At 56.0% G+C, this 21,627-nt stretch carries 24 protein-coding genes; 8 read left to right on the top strand and 16 right to left on the bottom strand.

The genetic code is table 11. The features are described from left to right. Positions 1 to 2: 2 nt before the first annotated feature. From ABFV38_RS16910 to ABFV38_RS16930, 5 genes are all read right to left on the bottom strand, one after another. Positions 3 to 2,531 carry a fimbria/pilus outer membrane usher protein gene (locus ABFV38_RS16910; RefSeq protein ID WP_348957619.1) on the bottom strand — a complete coding sequence of 843 codons (2,529 nt, stop codon included), beginning with the start codon at positions 2,529 to 2,531 and terminating at the stop codon, positions 3 to 5. Positions 2,532 to 2,575: 44 nt separating this feature from the next. Further along, entirely contained in the window at positions 2,576 to 3,238 is a 663-nt protein-coding gene (locus ABFV38_RS16915) for a molecular chaperone (RefSeq protein ID WP_348957620.1), read from the bottom strand. Positions 3,239 to 3,273: 35 nt separating this feature from the next. Continuing rightward, the gene (locus ABFV38_RS16920) at positions 3,274 to 3,819 is read right to left on the bottom strand and encodes a fimbrial protein (RefSeq protein WP_167213801.1); all 546 of its coding nucleotides are present in this window, start codon (positions 3,817 to 3,819) and stop codon (positions 3,274 to 3,276) included. Between the two features lie 99 nt (positions 3,820 to 3,918). Continuing rightward, entirely contained in the window at positions 3,919 to 4,542 is a 624-nt protein-coding gene (locus ABFV38_RS16925) for a LuxR C-terminal-related transcriptional regulator (RefSeq protein ID WP_348957621.1), read from the bottom strand. Positions 4,543 to 4,925: 383 nt separating this feature from the next. Then, positions 4,926 to 6,107, bottom strand: a complete 1,182-nt coding sequence (locus tag ABFV38_RS16930; protein WP_348957622.1) for a PLP-dependent aminotransferase family protein — start codon at positions 6,105 to 6,107, stop codon at positions 4,926 to 4,928. 138 nt (positions 6,108 to 6,245) lie between these two features. Between ABFV38_RS16930 and ABFV38_RS16935 the strand changes: the two genes are divergently transcribed. Next, positions 6,246 to 6,602: a hypothetical protein gene (locus tag ABFV38_RS16935; RefSeq protein ID WP_235403749.1), complete on the top strand. Its 357-nt coding sequence runs from the start codon at positions 6,246 to 6,248 to the stop codon at positions 6,600 to 6,602. On the opposite strand, the gene ABFV38_RS16940 is transcribed toward ABFV38_RS16935, so the two are convergent. Then, on the bottom strand, positions 6,595 to 7,488 hold the full coding sequence (locus tag ABFV38_RS16940; RefSeq protein ID WP_348957623.1) for a LysR family transcriptional regulator: 894 nt from the start codon (positions 7,486 to 7,488) through the stop codon (positions 6,595 to 6,597). The genes ABFV38_RS16935 and ABFV38_RS16940 overlap by 8 nt on opposite strands. Before the next feature lie 97 nt (positions 7,489 to 7,585). On the opposite strand from ABFV38_RS16940, the gene ABFV38_RS16945 reads away from it, so the two are divergent. After that, a complete protein-coding gene (locus ABFV38_RS16945) occupies positions 7,586 to 8,188 on the top strand; it encodes a short chain dehydrogenase (RefSeq protein ID WP_348957624.1) in 603 nt (200 codons plus the stop codon). Here the strand turns inward: ABFV38_RS16945 and ABFV38_RS16950 are convergent. The 7 genes from ABFV38_RS16950 to ABFV38_RS16980 form a co-directional block, all read right to left on the bottom strand. Beyond that, a complete protein-coding gene (locus tag ABFV38_RS16950) occupies positions 8,182 to 8,916 on the bottom strand; it encodes a class I SAM-dependent methyltransferase (RefSeq protein WP_348957625.1) in 735 nt (244 codons plus the stop codon). The two genes, ABFV38_RS16945 and ABFV38_RS16950, sit on opposite strands and share 7 nt — an antisense overlap. A 126-nt stretch (positions 8,917 to 9,042) precedes the next feature. Then, positions 9,043 to 10,422, bottom strand: a complete 1,380-nt coding sequence (locus ABFV38_RS16955) for an amidohydrolase family protein (RefSeq protein WP_348957626.1) — start codon at positions 10,420 to 10,422, stop codon at positions 9,043 to 9,045. Between the two features lies 1 nt (position 10,423). After that, a complete protein-coding gene (locus tag ABFV38_RS16960) occupies positions 10,424 to 11,380 on the bottom strand; it encodes a carbamate kinase family protein (protein ID WP_126533943.1) in 957 nt (318 codons plus the stop codon). Continuing rightward, positions 11,377 to 12,930, bottom strand: coding sequence for a xanthine permease (locus ABFV38_RS16965; protein ID WP_348957627.1), 1,554 nt, complete (start codon positions 12,928 to 12,930; stop codon positions 11,377 to 11,379). The genes ABFV38_RS16960 and ABFV38_RS16965 overlap by 4 nt, the downstream gene beginning before the upstream one ends. Before the next feature lie 11 nt (positions 12,931 to 12,941). Continuing rightward, the gene (locus ABFV38_RS16970; protein ID WP_069720362.1) at positions 12,942 to 14,357 is read right to left on the bottom strand and encodes a DUF1116 domain-containing protein; all 1,416 of its coding nucleotides are present in this window, start codon (positions 14,355 to 14,357) and stop codon (positions 12,942 to 12,944) included. Next, positions 14,357 to 15,898, bottom strand: a complete 1,542-nt coding sequence (gene fdrA, locus ABFV38_RS16975) for an acyl-CoA synthetase FdrA (RefSeq protein ID WP_348957628.1) — start codon at positions 15,896 to 15,898, stop codon at positions 14,357 to 14,359. The genes ABFV38_RS16970 and fdrA overlap by 1 nt, the downstream gene beginning before the upstream one ends. 109 nt (positions 15,899 to 16,007) lie before the next feature. Then, positions 16,008 to 16,613: an ankyrin repeat domain-containing protein gene (locus tag ABFV38_RS16980; protein WP_111967733.1), complete on the bottom strand. Its 606-nt coding sequence runs from the start codon at positions 16,611 to 16,613 to the stop codon at positions 16,008 to 16,010. 321 nt (positions 16,614 to 16,934) lie between these two features. On the opposite strand from ABFV38_RS16980, the gene ABFV38_RS16985 reads away from it, so the two are divergent. After that, positions 16,935 to 17,864, top strand: a complete 930-nt coding sequence (locus ABFV38_RS16985; protein WP_045909292.1) for a LysR substrate-binding domain-containing protein — start codon at positions 16,935 to 16,937, stop codon at positions 17,862 to 17,864. Here the strand turns inward: ABFV38_RS16985 and ABFV38_RS16990 are convergent. Continuing rightward, positions 17,861 to 18,019 carry a YqaE/Pmp3 family membrane protein gene (locus ABFV38_RS16990; RefSeq protein ID WP_045909293.1) on the bottom strand — a complete coding sequence of 53 codons (159 nt, stop codon included), beginning with the start codon at positions 18,017 to 18,019 and terminating at the stop codon, positions 17,861 to 17,863. The genes ABFV38_RS16985 and ABFV38_RS16990 overlap by 4 nt on opposite strands. Before the next feature lie 181 nt (positions 18,020 to 18,200). Here ABFV38_RS16990 and ABFV38_RS16995 point away from each other — a divergent pair, with 181 nt between their 5' ends. The 3 genes from ABFV38_RS16995 to ABFV38_RS17005 all read left to right on the top strand — a co-directional run bounded on the left by ABFV38_RS16995 (position 18,201) and on the right by ABFV38_RS17005 (position 19,290). Then, positions 18,201 to 18,500 (top strand): metalloregulator ArsR/SmtB family transcription factor, encoded by a 300-nt coding sequence (locus ABFV38_RS16995; RefSeq protein ID WP_048029255.1) that lies wholly within the window; start codon positions 18,201 to 18,203, stop codon positions 18,498 to 18,500. Positions 18,501 to 18,509: 9 nt separating this feature from the next. After that, positions 18,510 to 19,031, top strand: a complete 522-nt coding sequence (locus tag ABFV38_RS17000) for a rhodanese family protein (protein WP_234084990.1) — start codon at positions 18,510 to 18,512, stop codon at positions 19,029 to 19,031. Positions 19,032 to 19,110: 79 nt separating this feature from the next. Further along, positions 19,111 to 19,290 carry a hypothetical protein gene (locus ABFV38_RS17005; RefSeq protein ID WP_048029253.1) on the top strand — a complete coding sequence of 60 codons (180 nt, stop codon included), beginning with the start codon at positions 19,111 to 19,113 and terminating at the stop codon, positions 19,288 to 19,290. A gap of 38 nt (positions 19,291 to 19,328) precedes the next feature. On the opposite strand, the gene stpA is transcribed toward ABFV38_RS17005, so the two are convergent. Further along, positions 19,329 to 19,733, bottom strand: a complete 405-nt coding sequence (gene stpA, locus ABFV38_RS17010; protein WP_048029252.1) for a DNA-binding protein StpA — start codon at positions 19,731 to 19,733, stop codon at positions 19,329 to 19,331. Positions 19,734 to 20,227: 494 nt separating this feature from the next. Between stpA and alaE the strand changes: the two genes are divergently transcribed. Further along, a complete protein-coding gene (gene alaE, locus ABFV38_RS17015; protein ID WP_023617655.1) occupies positions 20,228 to 20,677 on the top strand; it encodes an L-alanine exporter AlaE in 450 nt (149 codons plus the stop codon). Positions 20,678 to 20,709: 32 nt separating this feature from the next. Here alaE and ABFV38_RS17020 read toward each other — a convergent pair whose 3' ends face one another. Next, complete coding sequence (locus ABFV38_RS17020; RefSeq protein ID WP_008502568.1) at positions 20,710 to 21,054, bottom strand: DUF2002 family protein; 345 nt, start codon at positions 21,052 to 21,054, stop codon at positions 20,710 to 20,712. 160 nt (positions 21,055 to 21,214) lie between these two features. Between ABFV38_RS17020 and ABFV38_RS17025 the strand changes: the two genes are divergently transcribed. After that, positions 21,215 to 21,541: a DUF883 domain-containing protein gene (locus ABFV38_RS17025; RefSeq protein WP_008502569.1), complete on the top strand. Its 327-nt coding sequence runs from the start codon at positions 21,215 to 21,217 to the stop codon at positions 21,539 to 21,541. Positions 21,542 to 21,627 lie beyond the last annotated feature (86 nt).

Consider the following 21,627-nt stretch of genomic DNA (forward strand, 5'->3'; position numbering starts at 1 on the left):
CTTTATCGACAAATTGCGCTGATCTCGCGATAGCCCGCGGTATCCTGTTCACGCCGTTCCTCATCCGGAAGCTGGATACGACACTGTTCGTCATCCCCCTCCCCCCAGCGAATGGCGATCGCTTCGCCCGGCAGCACGCCTGAAACAAAAATATCCCCGTCAGGCCCGACAATGCCGTTGTTACGCTCGCCCCGGCTGTAGGCCTGCGCGCCAACCGGCGGCACGCTGTTGTCGGGTCGTTTGCTGTGAATCAGCACGCTGTCGCCCCGATATGTTTCAAACGTCACGCGCGTAATCGCGCCGCGGGTAGGGACGTTATTCTGGGTGGCAACAGGCACGTCGAGCCCCTCCGGGAAGTCCTGGGTGTTCAACGACCAGGTATTGTTGCGATAAGGAATCGCATGCGGGGCAACGGCATAGCCCGCAGCGTCGATCCGCACTCCGGCCTGATTCTCTACCCTCACCCCTTGCGCATCCTGAGCCTCAATCAGGGTAAAGGCACTGCCCGGTGGCTGGGACAGCGTCACGCCGCCAGCGTGAGCAAGGATGCCGCCGCTGAGGTTCATGCTGCTTTGCTGCACATCTTCCGCTCTGGAATAGCCCAGCCACAGATTTCCGGCGCCCCCCTTGTAGCCCATGCTCAGATCGCCCGCCGTCCCCTCGGCATCGTTTTGCTGCACCTGCATGGCATAGCTGAGGCGGTTATCCTCAAGCAGGGAGCCACTCAGCCCCGCGGAGGAGGACACGTTTCCGGCACGATCGGCGTGAAGGTCTGTCGTCGCCGTCGCCGGGTGGCTGCCAAAGCTGAGCGGCAGAGACAGGCGCAGGTTAATGCTGCTGTCATGTGCAATGTAGTGGTTGCGCGTATTCTGGTAGTACAGACTCCAGGTCACATTGCCCAGCCGTGAGGTAAAGCCAGACTGAACCGTGGTATCAGAACCGGCATCCTGCCAGTAGCTTTGCTTGCTGAAGGTGAGATAAAGCTGGCTGATCTCACCTATCTGCTGGCTCATTGAGATATCCAGCCGCGCTTTTTTGGTTGCGTAGCGGCTGTCGTAATGGATTTCAGGCTTTGACGCGACCCAGTCAGGGTTATCCTGATCGGCGTCATCCCAGTAATAGGTTTTATATCGGCCATTATCCCAGCGGCGACGTTCCTGAACCGACTCCTGGAAATCGTAATAACCGGACGAGGAGTAACGATAGCCCGCCACCTGGAAATCGGTGCGGGAATCGAGAAAGGATTTCGCGTACAGGAAGCGAGCGCTCCCCCCTTGCTCTTCGTCGCCCCGCGCCAGCCGCGTGTCGGATAACGCCAGATCGACGGACAGCGCGCCAAAATGCCCCATGTTTTTGCCCACGCCCATCGCCGCGCTGCGGTAGTGTTCCGCCGAAAGCAGGCCGCCCGACAGGGTCACCGTATCGCTCATCCCTCTGGCGAGCTGGCTTTCAACAAACGCAGGGGCATAGCCGTCGGCACCGTCATGATATTTTGCGGCCGTGATTTCATAGTTCCACTGCCCCTTGCGAACCAGTCCCGGGAGCACGGTATAGGGGATCACCAGATTGGTTTTCCGTCCGTCGGTTTCAATGATGGTGACAAACAGATCCCCGCTCTGACTGACCGGCACAATGTCATCAAACGCGAACGGTCCCGGCGGCACGTTGGTGGAGTAGATCAGATACTTATTCTGTCGAACCTCCACGCGGGCATTGCTTTCCGCCACGCCTCTGACGACAGGGGCATAGCGCGACTGGCTGTCTGCACGCATCATGGGCTCCGAGGCCAACTGCACCCCACGAAACGGAATACTGTCGTAGAGGGTTGTTCCGGTACTCCCTTGTCCCAGCAGCAGACGACTCCTGAGTGACGGAAGCGCCCTTTCAGCCCACGACGAGACATTTTTCCAGTGGCCCGTTTCTCCATCCCGCTTTGTCAGGTTCGCCATCTGGCGCAAGCGCCACGCCCCTATATTGATGCCGTTATTCAGGTAAAGGTAGGCGTACTGGCTGTTTTGCCCGTAGCTTCTGATGGTGTTCGCCGCCAGGTTGTAGTTCACAAAAGCGGCATTGATGCCCTCGTCGTAACGCGTGGCGGGTACCGTTCCGCGCGGTTGCGTCAGCATATTGAGCTGGGGAACTTGAATATCCAGCCGGTGCTCGGTCATCGTAACGCTCATGGACGCACCCGCAATCCGGCGCTCGAGGGGATAGCACGACTCGTCATCGTCAGCGGGAAGAGCGACGGCCCACGCGCGCAGCCGATCGGCGCTAATGCACGGGTGCAGCGCGCTGTCGGGCTTATCGCGGACGATCTCAACGTCACGCTGTTCAACGAGCTTTCGGTTAACGTAAACATCGAGGGAATAGGTTCCGGGAATAATGCCGGAATCAGGGTCGATCAAATTAATGAACGATTGCTCGCCCGTTCCATGAAAAAATGCGGTGTTATATTCACTTTGCGCCAGACATTCGCTGCCGGAAACCAGTAAAGAGGTGAGCGCGCACAGGGGGATCCATGTTCGTTGCATAATGATTCATCCATGACATTATTTAATAATCTGCAACGGTGGGCTTAGTGCATTTTCACGTCGGCAACGCCGCCGTAATCGTTAATGTACGTTAAGCCAACCACCCGCGAGCCTTTGGGAAAAGGAATCGTTTCGCTACCAAAGGGAGCGATCATCGGGGCCGTTATTTTTTGTTCTTTTCCCTGCGGGGTTTTAATAATTAACTGGCTCAGGCTAATATGCAGAGGCCCGGGATTGCTGACGACCAATGCCTCACTACTTTTCGTCAGCGTTAACTGACCTATCTGCTCGTCCAGTTTTGCCTTCATCCCAACCGGGCGATAAAATAGCTTAAGGCGCGTTCGAATCGCCAGCTGCATCACATTAGGCTCGCTGGCCCTGGGTGGTATTTCCTGAACGTTAATCCAGTAAACGCTTTCTCTGTCGGCCGGTAATCCTTTACCGGAATAGATAAAACGTAAGACGGCGGATTGATCGGGTTTCACCTTCATAATAGGCGGCGTCACCACCATCTCTTTTCCGGGCTTGTCTGAATCTTCGTCCAGCCAGGTCTGGATAATATAATTTTTTTGCGACGCGTTATGCAGCGTTAACGAGGCCGATTTATTCTCACCGGAATAAATCACCCGTGAACTTTCAATCTGAATAGCTGAAATAGCCGATGCAGAGTACAGCGCGAATAGCGCAATAATAAGTGACTTCATCATACCACCTTAAAAGCAGGCCCGAAGGCCTGCTCCTGTTATTGTTGAACAATGGTGAAGGTGGCCGTTGCGTTTGCTTCCCCGGTGGTGACCGCATCTTTGTTATAGGCGTAATAGTTCGCTTTCAGGAAGAACGTCCCGCTGCCCGAGGTGTCGCCTTCAGCAATGGTGATGCTGGCATCGGATTTATCAAGGGTTTTGGATAAGGTAATGTTCTGGTCGGAGATATCTTTAATCTGAATCCCCACCCCTTTTGCCGTGGTGCTGGCGGTCGCGTTATCCAGGTCCAGCACGTTCGGCTGACCGGACGGGCTGACGCCGTCAAGAATCAGATAATAGGTGCCCGGCTGACAGCCCGTCAGGTTAATGGCAAAGCCCACCTCCGGACCGTTGGCATCTTGTTTTAAGGTTTCCATCGGAATAGTTCCCATCGGAACCGTAATTTCGGCAGTGCTTTCCCCGGAGAGCTTGCAGGATGATGAGCCAATTTGCCCTACAAATTTTAACTTACCGTCTGCCGCATGGGCAAAAGAGGTAAAAAGCCCCAGGGCAACCATCGCCGCGCAAAGAGATTTCAATTTCATATACAGCTCCTTCTGTTTATACAACATATTATGAATAACAGTGCATCGTTTCTGCCTGAATACTACACCCGCATAAAACACTTCATTTCCCGGCGAACGTTATGTAACCTTTATATCCGTTGTCAGGTAATGATAAAGACCGGTGAGACTCTCAACCTGGAGTTTGGAATAAATGTTACGCCGGTGAATACTGACCATTTTCTCACTAATATCGACCTGCCGGGAGATCTCTTTATTACCTTTCCCTGTAATAAAAAATGGCATCAGGTCTAATTCCCGATGGGTGAGATTTGAATTTTTCTTAATCATCGCCCAGGTTTTATTGGTCACGGATTTTGAAATAATCTGGCCAGCCTTATCTTTGACCATAAAAGTGCTGAGTTTATCAAATGATTCGCTGTTATCAATTAAGATATCCGCAACCGAGTCCAGCAAAATATTTTCAGTCACTTCCACAATTCGCGCATTAGTCGTAATAATAAGTATATTGTCAAAAACATTCTGGCGCTTCATCTTTAACAGTAACAACAGTAAACCGTGGTCAGCAATATAATAGTCAATGATTATCGTGACCGGTGATCTCAATACCATCGTGCTCAGCGTTACGCTGGCTTTTTCAAATGCTAAAAACTTCAGTTCCTGCTTATCTCTCTGGCAATTTTGTATGATTTCACTCAACCCAATTCTGAACCAGACATTATCAGATACACAAATAATCATCATCCGTAACCTTATACTGATCCATGTATAACATTCCGGGAATAGAGCCTGTGAAGTGATTTAACCCTGAGCGAACGCTAAAAAATCATCCAACGACTGCGCTTATTCCATGAGACATTATTCAGATCAAAATGAATGAGATGCAAATAAGAATATGGGCAACAAGTGTAAGAGCAATCCGAAAAGGGATAATACAAAAAATGCTTTTCTTAGAAAAAAAGCATTAATAATTAATGAGTTAGTTAATGTTAATTTTGGTATTACTTTTCGAATACAATCCAAAAACATGGCCCGGGTATGATCCTGCGCAAGTTAACGTGAAGTTCCTGATCTGCATTTTCAGCTTCACCGCTTAAATTACGTCCAGAATCATCCCCCCCGTTCTGTTATAAAGAGGCTTTCAGGCGTCGAACGGCCTCTTTCAGCTCTTCATCCGTTGGCGTGACAAACGACATGCGCAGCGTCGCTGGGTCTGGCTCATTGCAGTAGAAAAATTCGCCCGGCACAAATACCACGCCGTTACTTAACGTTTTTTTCAGCCAGCGGGTGGTGTTCATGCCGTTGTTCATTTTCGCCCACAGGAACATGCCGCCCTTCGGCTTGTGGAACGACATCACGTCGCCCAACTCGGCTTCCAGTTCCGTGGCGAACGTCTGGTATTTCTGGCGATAGGCTTCGCGGATCGTTTTAATCTGATCGGCCAGACGGCCGGTCTTCAGGTACTCATACGTCATCAGCTGCGACAGCGTGCTGGTGTGCAGATCGGTGGTTTGCTTCAGGTTCACCACCGCGCGCTTCAACCATTCCGGCACCACCACCCAGCCTACGCGCGTGCCCGGCGCGAGGATTTTAGAGAAGGTGGAGGTATACACCACGTTTTCTTCGTTGCCGATATCTTTGGCATGGGCAATTAACGGGCGGAAGACTTCATCGGTATAATTAATTTCGCTGTACGGATCGTCTTCAATGATCACGAAGTCATAGCGCTTCGAGAGTTCCACCAGTTGCTTACGGCGCGCTTCGGAAAGCGTGACGCCGCCGGGGTTACCAAACGTTGGAACGATATACACCGCTTTAATGGCTTTTTTGGCCACCAGCGCTTCGAGCTCATCCACCTTCATGCCGTCGCCGTCGGTGCCAACGGATTCAAAATTCGCCTGCGCCAGGCCGAATACCTGCAGGGCGGCGAGATAGGTTGGACGCTCGACGACAACAATATCGCCCGGGTTAATTAACGCGCGCGCCAGCACGTCGAGGGACTGCTGTGAACCGGAGGTTACGACCACGTCATCGGCCTTACAGCGAATGCCTCGCCCCTCGCAAATGCGCTGAATCTCTTCCCGCAGTCCCGGTACGCCTTCGGTCAGGCCATACTGAAACGCCTCGCCAAAATGCTGAGATAATACGGCATCAGCGGCAATTTTCAGCCCTTCACGATCGAACAGATCAGGGTTTGGAATACCGCCCCCCAGCGAGATCACGCCCGCCATTTTGCTGTGTTTTAATAATTCACGGATGGCAGATGATTGCAGGCCCTGCGCGCTGCTGGCGAGTTTACTCACGGACATTCTCTTGTTACCTTCTTTTTTATGATATGACCACTCTTACTAGCACAAGTCCCTGGATTTTTCATGCGCTTCGTAGGATCCTCGCTACACTGCTCGGTGTGGGCTTCTCTGCCAGCACATTCTCATAAGGCATCAATAATGAAAATCATCGTAACGTTATCCTGTTTCCTCCTGAGCGGCTGTGTTGTAGATAACATGGACTCTTCCAACTATAAATATGTTCGCTATGCTCAAACCTTCCAGAGGCCGGGGCCAGGAGGCTACACCGATAATGAGCAGCGCAAGAAAGATCTTTACTTCTGTGGCGTAGACAAAGACGCCAATCTTGATGACGGCAGCTATAACGGGGGCAGCAGCAGACCTGACCAAACACTTCAGGAAATCGTTGCCAGAGAAGACAAAATATCGAATTGCATGAAGCAGAAGGGCTATACCGTCTACGGCTATGACGAGTGTGGCCCCCTCAAAGCGCCAACCGGACGTTGCCCTAATTAACGCTGACATGCCCGTTCTGCATGATGTGCGCAATAAACTGAGTGAGTTTAGGCAGCGGCCGCAAATCCTGACGCCACAGTAAATGCACCGGCCTTGGCGCGGGCGTGAACGGCTTAAGCACGCGCACCAGCCTGCCGCTTGCCAGCTCTTCCGCCACCAGCACTTCCGGTTGCAGCAACAGCCCCGCCCCGGCCCGCGCCGCCATGCGTAAGCCGTAGCCGTCGTTACATCTCAAGATCGCATCCCGCTTCCAGCGCACCTCCCCTTCCACGCCCGGCAGCCGCCACTCGTTGCGTGCCGTCCACACCGTGTGCGAAAGACAGAGATGATCCACCAGATCGCCTGGCGTTTGCGGCGTGCCGTGTCGCGCTAAATAATCCGGCGCGGCGCAGATCACCATGTTGTAGGGGCACAGGTATTTCGCCACCAGATCGTCATTGCGAACGTCACCAATGCGAATGGCCAGATCGACGCCCTCCTCCACCAGATCGACCATCCGGTTGGTGAGATCCAGCTCGATGCGTACCTCCGGGTAGCGCTGTAAAAAGGTGGCCGTCAGCGGGGCTATCACGCAGCCGCCAAACGACGTGGGCGCCGTGACGCGCAGGGTGCCAGACGGCGCGGCGCGCAGCCGTTCAACCGCGCTTTCGGCAATCATGACTTGCTCCAGCACCCGCTTCGCCTCGTCGAAATAGACGCGTCCGGCATCCGTCAGGCTCTGACGGCGCGTGTTACGCTCCAGCAGGCGAGTGCCGAGCTGTGCTTCCAGCAGCGCAACGTACTTGCCCACCATCACCGCCGACATCTCCAGCCGTGCCGCCGCACCGGTGAAGCTGCCGCTTTCCACCACGGCAATAAACGTCTCCATGCTGCGGAGCTTATCCATATTCCAAACCTCTGGTTAGCAATCTTCTAACTTTAGCCCAGTTTATCCGCATTTTAATTTATTAAAGAATGAAGGCTCACAACATAAGGAGTCGGCTATGAAAATCGTCATTATTGGTGCCAGCGGTACGGTCGGTCGTGCGGTAACGGAAGAGCTGAGTCGTCGCCACGAGGTCATCCGCGTCGGTCGCACGCAGGGCGACGAGCAGGTGGATATCACCTCGCAGTCAAGCGTTCAGGCGCTCTTCGAGAAAATCGGCCAGGTGGATGCGATTGTGTCCGCCAGTGGTGGCCTCTACTTCGGCCCGCTCGCGACCATGAAAGACAGCGACTTTAACCAGGGTCTGCAGGATAAGCTGCTGGGGCAGGTGCGCCTGGCGCTGACCGGCCAGCACTACCTGAATGAAGGCGGCTCGATTACGTTGATAAGCGGAATCGTGGCACACGAGCCGATTGCGCAGGGCGTAAACGCCACCACGGTGAATGCCGCGCTGGAAGGGTTTGTTCGCGCCGCAGCCTGCGAACTGCCGCGCGGGATCCGCATCAACCTGATCAGCCCGACGGTGCTCACCGAATCGGTCGACACGTACGATGGCTTCTTCCCGGGCTTCGAAAGCGTGTCTGCCGCCACGGTGGCGCAAGCCTATCGTCGCAGCGTCGAAGGCGTGCAGACCGGGCGCGTATACAAGGTCGGCTACTGATCCTTGCGGGCGGCGATCAGCACCAGCATCGGGCGCTCCGCCTCCTCGGCCAGTGCGGGCCAGGCGTCAATCTGCGCCTGCGTTGGTCCCCACTCATTGACGTTGCTTATCGTTAATCCGGCCTTGATCAGCGCGTTAAGCGTGGTGCCCAGCGTGCGGTGGTATTTGATCACCCCGTCCGCCAGCCAGTTGCTGACGCGCTGGCCTTCGTCCTGATAATGATTCACGCCCCAGAACCGCTCGCCGTTATCGTCGGTCAGCCAGCCCTGACGCGAGGCGCAGGTGTAAATCGGGTGCTCCATCGAAAAGACCAGGCTGCCGCCGGGCTTAAGCGCGCGCTGAGCCTCGGCAAATACCGTGTCCAGTTCCGGCAGATAGTGCAGCGCCAGCGAGCTGTAGACCAGCTCGACGCTGTTTTCGTCGAGGCTGAGAGAGTCCAGATCGCTACGCTGATAGTGAATCAGTGGGTCCGCGGTAAGCTCCGCTGCGCGGGCGAGCATCTTTTCTGAGATATCAATGCCCGTGACCTTAGAGGCACCCAGTTCGCGCGCGGCGCGGCAGAACCAGCCGTAGCCGCAGCCGAGATCGACAACCGATTTACCGGTTAAATCGGGCAGCAGGCTTTTCAGCGCGGGCCACTCCGGCGCGCCGTCCAGCCCCTGCACCGAACGCGGAAGCTGGGCGTAGCCTTCAAAAAACGCCGGGTTGTCGTAGATGTTTTGTGCCATGGCAGATCCCTCTTTAAGAATGTGACTCCCAGTATAAAACATTGCCGGGTGGCGCTGCGCTTACCCGGCCTACGATTTGAGGGTTTCAGTAGGCCGGGTAAGGCGAAGCCGCCACCCGGCTCGCTTTTAGTCCACCGTACCCCAGACCAGATTTCCTTTATGGAACGTTGCGGTACGCGGGGAAATGCGCGCCACGGCTTCGGCGGAACAGGAGGCGTCCACCAGCACAAAGCTGGCGTCATCCTGCGTTTTCGGCCACACGCGTTCGCCTTTGTCGTTCAGCGGCAGCACGTCGCCGGTCGCAATCCCCAGCGCGCGGGAGAGCGTCTGCTCGTTCGGGCGGATGTAGAGCTGGGCGTAAAGATTGGCTTTTTCCAGCATGTCCCCCAGACCGTACGGCGACCAGTGGTCGATCACGCTGTCGGTGCCGGTCATCACAAACACGCCCTTGTCCCGCAGCTGCTTCAGCGGCATATGCAGGGTGCCAATCGGCACGGTGGAGGCGATGGTTACCTGCTGCGCCGCCATGCGGGTGGCGATCTCATCCACCTGCTGTTCGTTGAGCGTCGCCAGCGCGAAGGCGTGGCTGATGGTGAGTTTCCCCTTCAGCGCCGGCGTTTTCTCCACGGTTTCGACCATGTAGTTCACCGCCGCTACGCCCGCCGGGCTGGTTTCGTGCAGGTGAATGTCCACCCCTTTGTCGTAGTCCAGCGCAATCTGGAACATCAGATCGAGAGATTTCTCCATCGCCCCGTCGACGTTGGTTGGGTCCAGCCCGCCCACGTAGTGCGCGCCGGCCTGCATCGCCTCGCGCATCAGCTTTTCGGAATTCGACAGCAGCAGGCCGTGCTGCGGAAACGCCACGATTTCGCAGTCAAAACCAGGTTTGCGGCGCGCCAGGACCGCCTGCAAGTTTTCCAGGTTTTTCAGGCCGGAAACCGGCTCAATGTTGCAATGGCTGCGGGCGGTGGTGGAGCCTTTCGACTGGATCAGGTCGATCAGCTTTTCCGCACGCTCCTGGGTGTAGGGCTGCAGCTCAGGCAGCAGCTTCTGTTCCAGGCGGATCATATCCTGAATCGTGGTGCCTGCCGGGCGGTTGAGCGATCGCCACGGGCCGCCGTAGAAGGTTTTATCCAGGTGGATGTGCATGTCGCGCATTGCCGGGAGCATCAGCTTGTTGCCCGCGTCGTAGTGCGGCAGCGAGGCGTCGGCGTGGCGCTTGTTGTCGCGCAGGGCGACGATCTTCCCGTCCTTGATCTCCAGCGTTTTCAGTTCGGTGCGTGTGCCTGTCGCCACGCCGCCGTCGAAGTTAAACCCGGCTTCGAGCAGCACGTTGTCCAGATAGTAATGTTTCGCGGTGATATTCATAGGCTTACCGGTCTCGCAGAGTGGCTTTGCGGAGTCAGCAGCATACGCGACGGATCCGGTCGCGCCAAACAGCGCGCAGGCGGTCACCATTTTGCCGCTCTGGCTGATAAATTCACGGCGGCTTTTGTTTTCACTCATCTTATCTTCCTTCATTCACAATATGGGTACCGGTTTCCCCGCGCAGCGCGGCGGGCAGGCAGTCTGGCGAGGTGATGATCACCCGCTTGCCGCCGTGGTGTAAAAATTCCAGCGAGGCGACGATTTTGGGCAGCATGCTGCCCGCCGGGAAGTGACCTTCTTCCCTGTAGCGCGTCATCTCCGCTACGTTGACGGTGTCCAGCGCCTGCTGGTTTGGCTTGCCGAAGTTGACGCACACCTTCTCCACGCCGGTGGTAATCACCAGCACGTCGGCGCGGATCTCGCGCGCCAGCAGCGCGGTGGAGAGATCTTTATCAATCACCGCGTCAACGCTCTGGTAATCGCCCTGCTCAGTGCGCACCACCGGAATACCGCCGCCGCCCGCGCCAATCACCACAAAGCCTTTTTGCGTCAGGGTCTTGATCGCATCGGCCTCGACAATGCGCAGCGGCTGCGGAGAGGCCACCACGCGACGATAGCCCCGGCCCGAATCCTCAACAAAGTGCCAGTCCGGGTGTGTGCGCTGCAGCTCGTCGCGCTGCGCCTCGCTGAAGAACGCGCCGATCGGTTTCGTCGGGTGCGTAAAACCGGGATCGTTTTTATCCACTTCCACCTGCGTGACGACCGTAACCGCTTTTTGCTCCCCGCGTGCGGCCAGGCGGTTGTTCAGCGCCTGCTGGATCAGGTAGCCGATGCCGCCCTGGGTGTCCGCCACGCAGTTTGCCAGCGGCGTCAGGGGAAGCCCCTCCCGCTCGTGGGCAATTTCAGCCCGGCGCAGATCCAGCCCCACCTGAGGGCCGTTGCCGTGGGTAAGCACGATGTCATAGTCGGAGGCCAGCATTTCGAGCACTGACTCTGCCACCGCTTTAACCGCCTGCGCCTGATGTTCAACCGACTGGCTGGCGTTGTCTTTGATAATGCTGTTGCCGCCAATGGCGACGACCATAAGCTCTTTCATACGTGCTCCTTCGCAACAGTACCCGGCTCAGCGCTCGCCGCTTCACGACTATCCAGCACATGCTTCACCACAAACATGCCGCCCATCATCAGATACGCGGTGACGAACATCAGAGAACTGCCTTCGGCAAAGCCCACGACCGGAGCGTGGATCACCCCGAACAGCGCCAGCAGCGCCCCGCCCGCCGCAGCCACGGCACCGCGCAGCGGTTTGTTGATGATGGCGAAAATGGCGATACAGCCCCACAGCATGCTGGCGAGCGGTGCCCCGTTCCCCAGATGGACTAATCCTTCGTAGTAGATCCCTTTGCTATGCAGCACGTCGGTACCGATTTTGGCGGCATTCGTACCCGCCGCGCCCATCACGCTGTTCATCATGGTCAGCGCCCAGTTGGCGATCCACGGGAACAGGCAGATGAAGATCACGGGCACTTCCACCTTCGGCGTTTCCCTCACCACCTGGTTGGCGGTGACCACGCCGATAAACACCAGAATCGGCACGATGGCGGTCATCGGGATGATGGCGAGCATAAACGCCCCCAGTCCGAACAGCGGCACGATGAACATGGTCACGCCGGAGGCCAGCGTGTAGCCGATGCTCGCACCCATCGCTTTCCAGCCGGGATGACCGACGTAGACCGTCACCGGGAACGGGTTCCCCATCAGGCAGCCGAGCATGGAGGCCAGACCGTTTGCCAGCATGACTTTACGCGTCGGGTATTCATCCCCCGCCGCGTGGGCGCTTTCGATGTTCTCCAGGTCAAAGATGTAGTTCGCCAGCCCCAGCGGTACGGCAGAGGCAAGATACGGCAGCGCGTGCGGCAGCCCCTGCAGGAAACCTTCCACGTGCACCTGCGGCGGGTTAAAGCCGAAGGATGATATGGAGGCTTTGATCGCCTCCGGGCTCTGCAGGCCGGAGATCCACGCCAGGGCCGTACCGGCAATCAGCAGCAGAAGACCGGTCGGGATGCGGGCAAAGATCGGTTTTTTACCGAACCAGTTGATGAAAATCAGCAGCAGCACGATAAACGACACGGTCGGCGCCTCGAACGCCTGCAGCATCGGGTTCATCGCCAGCAGCAGCAGACCCAAACCGGACAGGCACGACAGCAGCACGGTGCGCGGGATCATCTTGCGGATGGTTTCCCCTAAAAACGAGCCGCCCGCCAGGATCATCGCCTCAACAAAGCACCACACCAGGCCAATCTGGATGGCGAACTCCGCATCACCGGTCTGCTGATAGACCGGCATCAACACCAGGAAGGTCACGGTAAAAATAGACGGCGCGCTGGGGCCGGACGGCAGCGCGGTGACGTCCGTTCGTCCAGTGGCGCGCGCCATCTGCATGCCAAACCAGGCGTAGCAAATACTCGCGGTCAGCACCGCCAGCCCGAAGGCTGGCGCAATGCGTCCATAAACAATCTCCTTCGGGATGCCGACGACAAAAATGAGCAACCCCATCATGGTCAGCAAATTGGTCAGGTTGTTGGTCATCAACCCGAAATACGCCGCCCAGTCACCTCTTTTCCACTCCAGTTTCATGTTTTTCATGGATGCATGCCTTATAAAAAGTAGCGATCGCGGAAGGTCAACAGCGCCTTTTCAAAACAGCTAAACGGCGGGTGAACGATGCCCGCCCCTATCATGCCGATGCCCGCATCTTTATGCGCAATAGCGGTGTTAATCACCGGCAGAATGCCGCTGCCGGCGACTCTGGTGATGTCGATGGCGGTCGGGATCCCCATAAACGAGAGCAGCGGAATGGTAACGTTCGGGTTTTCGCCGAGGGTGATTTCGCGCATCTGACGGGAAAAGTCGATAGCTTCCTCCACCGTGCCGCCCACCAGCGCAACGATTGCCGGGGCCGTCGCCATCGCAAAACCGCCGATGCCGTAGGTTTCGGTGATGGCGCTGTCGCCGATATCCAGCCCGGAGTCTTCCGGCTTATAGCCCGCGAACATCGGGCCGATCACCTGCTGCGCCGGGCCGGTGAACCACTGCCCCGGCAGGCCGGAAACGCGCAGGCCGAACTCGTAGCCGTTACGCGCCATGGTGGTAACCACGGTGCTGTATTCAATGCCGTGGGCGGCGTCCAGGGCGGCTTTACACATCGCCATCCACGTCGGGCCGGAGAAGTAGTCGCTGCTGGCGACAAACTCGAACACCTCGCGCTGCTGCTCAACCGGATAGCCCGCCTGGATCAGCCCCGGGGTCAACGCCTGGATCAGCAGCGTGGTGCCCGCATTGTTGCGGTTGTGGCACTCATCGCCCATGTGCAGCGCCTGGGCCAGCATCAGGCGCAGGTCGATTTCGCCGATAATCTTCATCGCGTCGCGCAGCATCGGACCGAGCACGTCGCGCATCCAGTTCAGGCGATCGATAACGCTCTGGTCGTTGGCCCCCATGCGCAGGATCTTCGCCATCTGCTCGCTGAGGTTGGTGAAGGCGCGGTTGCCGTAGGTTTTGTTCTCAACAATGTGCATAAACATCGACGCGGAGGTGACGCCCGCCATGGAGCCCACGCAGTCATGCTCGTGGCATGGCGAGAAGGTGATCTCCCCTGAGGCGGCAAGCCGTGCCGCGTCGTCGAGATCTTTCGCCAGCCCTTCAAACACCAGCGCACCGGTGACCGCGCCTTTCATCGCGCCACACATGTTTTCCCAGGAGACAGGCGGACCAGCGTGCAGAATGGTGGTGCGGGTCATCCCCGGCACGACGTTAATCGCCTGGTCATAGCCCACCAGCACCGGATGGGACTGAATAATGCGCTCAAGGGCGATTTGGTTGGCGGCGGCGATCTTCTCCGCCAGCGGTTTTTCCGCCAGCTGGTCGAGCGCTTCAACAACCTGCATATTGCCCTGCCCCGGCGGCGTCCAGTCAAGCTGGGTCACGGGAACGTGCTGCTTTTTAAGATCGTCGCTGAACATCGCGATACCCACGTTAATGACGTTCAGCGGCTGGTTAAATAAGGTGGTCATTATGCGTTCTCTCCTTTGCAGACAAATTCGCGTGCCAGTAATCCGGTATTGGTGCTGCTGCTGGCCCAGATGACGCCTGCGTCGGTCAGCATCTGGCACTGCTGCGCCAGCGACTGCGGATCCTGATCGGTGCCGAGCACGTACCCGAGGATCTCAAGCGGACGGTTATCGGCCTTCGCGATGGCCTGCGCCTCTTTGATCGCCTCAATCATCACCCCCACCGGATCCTCGTGCGCGCCGAAGCCCAGCACAAAGTCCATCACGATGACGCCCACTTCCGGATCGCGCGCCTCCTGCAGCAGTCGGCTGATGCGGTTGGTCGGGTCGATCATCGGATGCGGTTTGCCGTTGGTGAAATCGTCGTCGCCAAAGTCGAGGAAGGTGTGGGCTTTACTGACGCTGACGTCCGGCAGGCGTTTAGCGGGATCCGGCTGGATATTGCTGTACACGTCGTCGAACTTCTCCAGCGCGGCAAACATCGCTTCGTCGCACAGGGTGCCGCCGCAGAAAAGACCGCGAATGTACTTCTGCTGCGGGGTCAGGCGGGCGCGCACCTCTTCAATCAGTGGCCAGTTGAGCGGGTGCAGATCAAGGGACTCTTTTTTGATGCCGGTAAGCAGAACGGCCTTCAGCGCCGCCTCTTTGGTGCCGCGCGCAAACTGCAGTCCGTCCTCATCGGCGGGCGGTTCATTGCGGCCGAGGAAGCAAACAACCACCGGCTTGCGGCAGGCTCTGGCGCGGGCCAGCACCTTTTCCGCCACGGCAGGAGCCGCTGGTTTGGAGATCAGCGCGATAACCTGGGTGCCCTCGTCGGCTTCCAGCATGTCGATGGCGTCGAGCATCATCAGGCCGCCAATTTTCTCGCTGAGATCGCGCCCGCCGGTGCCAATCAGCTGCGACACGCCGCCGCCGAATTCATGGATGCGCACGCTCAGCTCCTGGCTGCCGGTGCCGGATGCGCCGACGATGCCAATCGGTCCGCGACGTACCGCGTTGGCGAAGCACAGTCCCGCGCCGTTGATGATGGCGGTGCCGCAGTCCGGCCCCATCATCAGCAGTCCTTTCTGGTGCGCCAGCTGCTTCAGCGCCAGCTCGTCGTCGAGCGAGACGTTATCGGAGAAGAGCATCACGTTGAGATCGTTTTCCAGCGCCTGACGCGCCTCGCGGGCGGCAAAGGTGCCGTTGACGGAAATCACCGCGAGGTTGCTCTCCGGGCGATGGGTTTTAGCGCTGGCAATCGTCGCGTAGCGCGCTTCATGAGAGCTGGCGCTCTCTTTACGCGTGAACAGCGCTTCAATAGCGGCCAGCGTTTCATCATTCGCCGCGTCACCTTTAATGACGATCATCAGGTCGCCGTTTTTCGCCTCATTTAATTCCGGCGTTAACAGCCCGAGGTTTTTTAATACGCCCTTATTCATTTCCGTTGCCATGGCGACAAAGGCCTGTTCAACGCCCGGCAATTTATTGGCTTTAGTGGAAACGGACATTAATGACACGGAGTCAAAATAGGTGTTCTTTTTAATCACGATTTTCGTTGGCATTATTTGCACCTGTTCGCGGATAAAAGGGGGCCGCCGTCGTGCACAATGCACGTCGGTAAAAAATGCTTTATTTAATTAGCGGCCAGCCGGAACGGGCTGACCGATTGTTTTACGCGCCCGCCGCCAGCAGCAGGTCGGCAATCTCAGTGAAGCCTTTCTCCCGAGCCAGTTCGAGCGGGGTTTTGCCGTATTTGTCGGTCATATGCGGGTTCGCGCCGTGATCCAGCAGCAGCTTCACGATCGCCTGCTGTTTCGCACCGCCGTCGTTTAACACAATGGCTTCCAGCAGCGGCGTCCAGCCGACAAAGTTGGTGTGGTTAACGTTGATATCGGTTTTTTCCAGCAACTCGCGCACGATCTCCACGTGCCCTTTTTCACTGGCAGGCGTAATGCCCACGCCGCCAAAACGCGTCAGGCGGTCGAGATCCGGATTCGCGGGTAATACCAGCCGCAGGAGGGTTAAATCATTGGTCAGGCAGCTAATGAGGAAAGGGTTAAAGCAGGTCTGATCCTGTTTATCAATATCTGCCCCGGCGGCAATTAAAAATTCTACGCAGGAATAGTGTTTTTTCAGGCTGGCAATCGTAACGGCGGTTCTTTTCTGGCGGTTAGTGGCGTTAATATCCACGCCTTTCTCCAGACAGGCTTTTAGCGCATCGCTATTGCCCTCTTCTGCCGCCAGCAGAAATTCCGTAACCAGTTCAGTTGCAGACATATTCAGACTCCCGATGTTTTTCTTTCTGTTGACCTGAGAATAGCAACAGCCTGGTCATAAAAGAATCCGCTTAAAAATGATTCATCGACAGTCAATTCATTGTTGAGTTAAATTCAACAGTTCGATCAAAACGTGCGTCTGTGCAACCTTTTTCTTATGTTTAACCGCTTTTTAGCGCGTCAAAACGCATTATGCTTATGTCTGATAAAAGCCTTATACACCAGGGCTTTCGGCAAAGCGTCAGAACTGTGATCGGCTTCAAATGCGTTGTAACAGCGTTGTTAAAATATGTTCAAAACTGATGTCTGACGGAGCCGTGATATGAATTCCATCTTTACCGAAGAGAACCTGCTGGCCTTCACCACCGCCGCCCGCTTTGGCAGCTTCAGCAAAGCCGCCGCCGAACTGGGCGTCACCACCTCCGCCATCAGCTACACCATTAAGCGCATGGAGACCGGGCTGGACGTGGTGCTGTTCGTGCGTAACACGCGCAGCATTGAGCTGACCGAGTCCGGCTTTTACTTTTACCGCAAAGCCACCGACCTGCTTAACGACTTTCACGCCATCAAGCGCGGGATTGATACCATCTCACAGGGTATCGAGGCGCGGGTACGCATCTGTATCAACCAGCTGTTGTATACGCCGCGCCATACCGCGCGGCTGCTGCAGGTGCTGAAAAAGCAGTTTCCCACCTGCCAGATCACCGTCACCACCGAAGTCTATAACGGCGTATGGGACTCCATCATCAACAACCAGGCCAATATCGCCATTGGCGCACCGGACACGCTGCTCGACGGCGGCGGAATTGACTACACCGAGATCGGCGCCATTCGCTGGGTGTTTGCCATCGCGCCGGCGCACCCGCTGGCGTTTGTTCCGGAACCGATAGCGGAAAGCCAGCTGCGCCTGTACCCCAACATCATGGTGGAAGATACCGCGCACACCATTAACAAGAAGGTGGGCTGGCTGCTACACGGACAGGAGGCGATTCTGGTGCCGGACTTTAATACCAAATGCCAGTGTCAGATTCTGGGCGAAGGGATAGGTTTTTTACCGGAGTATATGGCGCGGGAAGCGGTGGAAGACGGGCTGCTGGTGACGCGGCGTATCAATAACCCGCGTCAGGATTCGCGCATGCTGCTTGCCACGCAGCATGCCGCGACCGGCCAGGTCACGCGTTGGATCAAACAGCAGTTTGGCCCCCAGGGCGTGCTGACCGGGATCTACAGCGACTTACTCTGGCGTGCTTAGCTCTTACTCTGAACCCAGAAAGCGTGGATAAGACCCGGGATGTAGCCCAGCAGCGTCAGAATAATGTTGATAATAAACGCCCAGCCGAAACCTTTGCCCAACAGCACGCCCAGCGGCGGCAACAGGATGGTAAAAACAATACGCCAAAAACCCATATCAAAACTCCGTGCAAGCTAATCCATTGAAAATAATAAAGAGAACTCTCTCTAAGCATAGCCAGTTTACCTGTCTGCGCCAGTTCTCTCCCCCGCGTTTACCCTCTTTTACGCTTTTGACGCTGGCGAAAGGCGCAGAATTACTTTAGCATTAACTTAATTAAGCAAATACTAAACTATCATGACCGAACTCGAACAGCTTCAGGCCAGCGCAGAGCAGGCCGCAAACCTTTTAAAAGCGATGAGCAATCCGCGTCGCCTGCTGATCCTCTGCACGCTGTGCGGCGCCCCCGGCACCAGCGCGGGGGAACTGGCCCGCGCGACGGGGCTAAGCCCTTCCGCCACGTCGCAGCATCTGGCGCGCATGCGTGAGGAAGGTCTGATTGACAGTACCCGCGAGGCGCAGCGCATTCGCTATTTCATTAAAAACGATGCGGTGCATCAGCTCATCAGCACCCTGAAAACCCTTTATTGCCCGTAAGGAGCCGCCATGTCACTTCCCCTTATTTCGCCGCGCGAGGCCAGCGCCCGCATCGCTGAAGGTGCAAAGCTGATTGATATTCGTGATGCCGACGAGTACGCCCGCGAGCATATTCCCGCCGCGCAGTCCATGCCGCTGGATACCTTACCCGGTGGACTTAAAACGCACGCGGGCGAAACGGTGATTTTTCACTGCCAGTCTGGCGCCCGCACCTCAGGCAATGCCGATCGCCTTGCGCAGGCTGCCGCCCCCGCTCAGGCACTGGTGGTCGAAGGGGGCATTCAGGGCTGGAAGCAGGCGGGTCTGCAGACTGTCGAAGACAAAACCCAGCCGCTGCCGCTGATGCGTCAGGTGCAAATTGCCGCCGGGCTGCTCATTCTCTGCGGCGTGGTGCTCGGCTATAGCGTCTCCGACGGCTTTTTCCTGCTCAGCGGCTTCGTAGGAGCCGGGCTGCTGTTCGCCGGTGTGACCGGTTTTTGCGGCATGGCGAGGCTGCTCAAGGTGATGCCCTGGAACCGTCGTACCTCATAAGCAGTAATCGGTGAAATACGCTGTACCCGCCGTCATACGTGGGCTAAGGTGAAGATCGCTAAAACGATGAGGAGGTAATATGTTTTCTGTCGGTGATTATGTTCAACCGCGTAAAGGCGGCCCGAAGCTGAAAGTGCTTGAAGTGAATGGTGACAGCGTTGTGGCGGTACAGGCCAGCAATGAGCAAGGCGAGAAATATACCCTGAAAGCGGCCGATCTGGCGCCGTATACTGAAGACGGTGATTTCGGCGTCTGCTGAAAAAATGCCGGGCGGCGTGTTCCGCCCGGTTTACCTGTTTAGATCAGAAAATCTTCCAGTGATTTGCCGTTTGCCAGCGCGCTGGCAATAGGCTTCGGCGTGCGACCCTGGCCGGTCCACGTTTTCTCTTCACCGTTCTGGTCAATAAAGCGATATTTGGCATCACGCGGCTTGCGCTTTTTCACTGGCTTACCCGCCTGCCCCAGTTCAGAGCCCAGCAGATCGGTCGGTGAAATACCATCGGCTTTCATTCGTTCCAGCAGGGCATTAATTTTCTCCTGCTGCTCAGCCCGCTGCTGCTCTAATTCCGCCAGCTCACTACGTTTCTCTTCAGCAACGACCCTGACCTTTTCCAGCATTTCCTCAAGAACGTCCAGGGATAATTCGCGTGCCATGGCGCGCAGAGTTCGGATATTATTAAGATTCTGTAACGTCAAAGACATATTATTTGAAAACCTTCTCTTTAGGGTAAATAGATAAATCACCGACAGAATAATTCATTTCCGCTGAAATATCTACCCGCGGGGCGTCCGTGCCAATAGCGTAAATATGTTTTACTGCCACCCTTAATATTATCTTATAACGCCTGTGGGATACGCATGGATTCAATCACCCCATCAATATAAATGGTCATCCTTAATCAAAATCTCAGCATCCTGCGCTGTCCAAAAGCGGGTTGACGCCCTCGTCAGTGCGAAGAGATACAACCCCCTGATTTACATTAAAAAATCATCACACGAGACACATTATAACGAAGCGAACAAAAAACCATCAATTTTAGAGAATTTTGTGGACAAAACGCGTTTAAATAAAAATAAATCACTAGTTGTTAGTTCAAACATAGAGATATACGCTATACACGTCAAACAAACCAACCTAAAGCACTAATCGCTTCGGGAAAATCGTTTCTTTTGTGTTCTTCTCAAGGAGTTCAGACATGTTCTCACCGCAATCACGCCTTCGCCATGCCGTGGCGGATACTTTCGCGATGGTTGTCTACTGTTCCGTTGTGAACATGCTGATCGAAATATTCCTCTCCGGAATGACCTTCGAGCAGTCACTTTCTTCTCGTCTGGTGGCGATCCCGGTCAATATTATTATTGCATGGCCTTACGGCTTATACCGCGATGCCGTCATGCGTTTCGCACGTCGTATCAGCCCCGCAGGCTGGGTGAAAAACCTGGCGGACGTTCTGGCCTATGTGACGTTCCAGTCGCCGGTTTACGTGGCCATTCTGCTGACGGTGGGCGCGGACTGGCACCAGATCGCTGCGGCGGTCAGTTCGAATATTGTGATTTCAATGCTGATGGGGGCGGTATATGGCTATTTCCTCGACTACTGTCGCCGCCTGTTTAAGGTCAGCCAGTACAGCCAGGCAAAAGCGTGATGTGAAGCGACTGGCGCATGCCAGTCGCAAATTTACTGTACGTCGCCAAACAGTCCCTTCAAAAACCGTTCCAGCGCCATACGCGAGCTGAAACCATGCGGAATACCATAATGCTCATGCGTCTCTCCGCCTAAATAGAGCGGAAATTGCTGATAGTGATCGCAGGTTTTAATATCCGAGGCAGGCTCAGCAAATGACAGGCTTCTGTCTTTCAGCGTGGGGTGAATAATGAGAGCGGTACGTCCCATTCTTGCTTCACGATTAACGTAAACATAATTCTCGCCACGGCGATATCCATACGCTTTTGGCGTCACCTCATCCATGGTGAATCCCTCTTTTTCAAGAACGCGCGCCACCTCATCAGGTCGTAAATACATATCTTTTCCTCGTTATCTTTTCCTGCCCGGCAACCTTACAGTATTCAGCATTAGCAGGGCTTTCAGAATAGTCCATAAACTGCCAGATAACGCGTGATGCGCTTCAGATATTAAATTTCTGAACTAAACTGAACGGGAACGCAAAATTACGGAGGATCGTATGTTTAACAGACCGAACCGAAACGATATTAATGACGATGCGCAGGATATTCGTAATGATGTCAGCCAATTAGCGGACACGCTGGAAGAGGTGCTGAAATCCTGGGGAAGTGACGCGAAGGACGAAGCGGATGCCGCAAAACGTAAGGCTCAGTCTCTGCTCCGTGAAACCCGCGCACGCTTAAACGGCCGCACGCGTACGACACAGGCTGCCTGCGATGCGGTCAGCTGCGCAACGACCTTCGTGCGCGAGAAACCGCTCTGTACGCTCGGCACGGTAGCGGCAGTCGGTATCTTTGTGGGCGCTCTGCTTAGCCTGCGTAAATAACCCGCTCACGCACCGTTATCTGCCCCGGAGGTCAGTGGCTGCCGGGGCTTTTCTTTGCCTTCTTGCCTGTAAAACCCGTATAGCCT

This window comes from Enterobacter cloacae complex sp. Mu1197, assembly GCF_040059225.1.
GTDB classification, from domain to species: Bacteria; Pseudomonadota; Gammaproteobacteria; order Enterobacterales; family Enterobacteriaceae; genus Enterobacter; species Enterobacter quasiroggenkampii.

What these genes read in the sequence shown, in the direction of transcription:
- ABFV38_RS16980 (WP_111967733.1), bottom strand. Translation starts at nt 16,613, where the DNA reads ATGTCTGCAACTGAACTGGTTACGGAATTTCTGCTGGCGGCAGAAGAG.
- ABFV38_RS17025 (WP_008502569.1), top strand. Translation starts at nt 21,215, where the DNA reads ATGTTTAACAGACCGAACCGAAACGATATTAATGACGATGCGCAGGAT.
- ABFV38_RS16985 (WP_045909292.1), top strand. Translation starts at nt 16,935, where the DNA reads ATGAATTCCATCTTTACCGAAGAGAACCTGCTGGCCTTCACCACCGCC.
- ABFV38_RS17020 (WP_008502568.1), bottom strand. Translation starts at nt 21,054, where the DNA reads ATGTATTTACGACCTGATGAGGTGGCGCGCGTTCTTGAAAAAGAGGGA.
- ABFV38_RS16915 (WP_348957620.1), bottom strand. Translation starts at nt 3,238, where the DNA reads ATGATGAAGTCACTTATTATTGCGCTATTCGCGCTGTACTCTGCATCG.
- alaE (WP_023617655.1), top strand. Translation starts at nt 20,228, where the DNA reads ATGTTCTCACCGCAATCACGCCTTCGCCATGCCGTGGCGGATACTTTC.
- ABFV38_RS16920 (WP_167213801.1), bottom strand. Translation starts at nt 3,819, where the DNA reads ATGAAATTGAAATCTCTTTGCGCGGCGATGGTTGCCCTGGGGCTTTTT.
- ABFV38_RS16995 (WP_048029255.1), top strand. Translation starts at nt 18,201, where the DNA reads ATGACCGAACTCGAACAGCTTCAGGCCAGCGCAGAGCAGGCCGCAAAC.
- ABFV38_RS16955 (WP_348957626.1), bottom strand. Translation starts at nt 10,422, where the DNA reads ATGAGTGAAAACAAAAGCCGCCGTGAATTTATCAGCCAGAGCGGCAAA.
- ABFV38_RS17005 (WP_048029253.1), top strand. Translation starts at nt 19,111, where the DNA reads ATGTTTTCTGTCGGTGATTATGTTCAACCGCGTAAAGGCGGCCCGAAG.
- ABFV38_RS16910 (WP_348957619.1), bottom strand. Translation starts at nt 2,531, where the DNA reads ATGCAACGAACATGGATCCCCCTGTGCGCGCTCACCTCTTTACTGGTT.
- fdrA (WP_348957628.1), bottom strand. Translation starts at nt 15,898, where the DNA reads ATGCCAACGAAAATCGTGATTAAAAAGAACACCTATTTTGACTCCGTG.
- ABFV38_RS16945 (WP_348957624.1), top strand. Translation starts at nt 7,586, where the DNA reads ATGAAAATCGTCATTATTGGTGCCAGCGGTACGGTCGGTCGTGCGGTA.
- ABFV38_RS16970 (WP_069720362.1), bottom strand. Translation starts at nt 14,357, where the DNA reads ATGACCACCTTATTTAACCAGCCGCTGAACGTCATTAACGTGGGTATC.
- ABFV38_RS16925 (WP_348957621.1), bottom strand. Translation starts at nt 4,542, where the DNA reads ATGATGATTATTTGTGTATCTGATAATGTCTGGTTCAGAATTGGGTTG.
- ABFV38_RS16935 (WP_235403749.1), top strand. Translation starts at nt 6,246, where the DNA reads ATGAAAATCATCGTAACGTTATCCTGTTTCCTCCTGAGCGGCTGTGTT.
- ABFV38_RS16940 (WP_348957623.1), bottom strand. Translation starts at nt 7,488, where the DNA reads ATGGATAAGCTCCGCAGCATGGAGACGTTTATTGCCGTGGTGGAAAGC.
- ABFV38_RS16930 (WP_348957622.1), bottom strand. Translation starts at nt 6,107, where the DNA reads ATGTCCGTGAGTAAACTCGCCAGCAGCGCGCAGGGCCTGCAATCATCT.
- ABFV38_RS16950 (WP_348957625.1), bottom strand. Translation starts at nt 8,916, where the DNA reads ATGGCACAAAACATCTACGACAACCCGGCGTTTTTTGAAGGCTACGCC.
- ABFV38_RS16990 (WP_045909293.1), bottom strand. Translation starts at nt 18,019, where the DNA reads ATGGGTTTTTGGCGTATTGTTTTTACCATCCTGTTGCCGCCGCTGGGC.
- ABFV38_RS17000 (WP_234084990.1), top strand. Translation starts at nt 18,510, where the DNA reads ATGTCACTTCCCCTTATTTCGCCGCGCGAGGCCAGCGCCCGCATCGCT.
- ABFV38_RS16965 (WP_348957627.1), bottom strand. Translation starts at nt 12,930, where the DNA reads ATGAAAAACATGAAACTGGAGTGGAAAAGAGGTGACTGGGCGGCGTAT.
- stpA (WP_048029252.1), bottom strand. Translation starts at nt 19,733, where the DNA reads ATGTCTTTGACGTTACAGAATCTTAATAATATCCGAACTCTGCGCGCC.
- ABFV38_RS16960 (WP_126533943.1), bottom strand. Translation starts at nt 11,380, where the DNA reads ATGAAAGAGCTTATGGTCGTCGCCATTGGCGGCAACAGCATTATCAAA.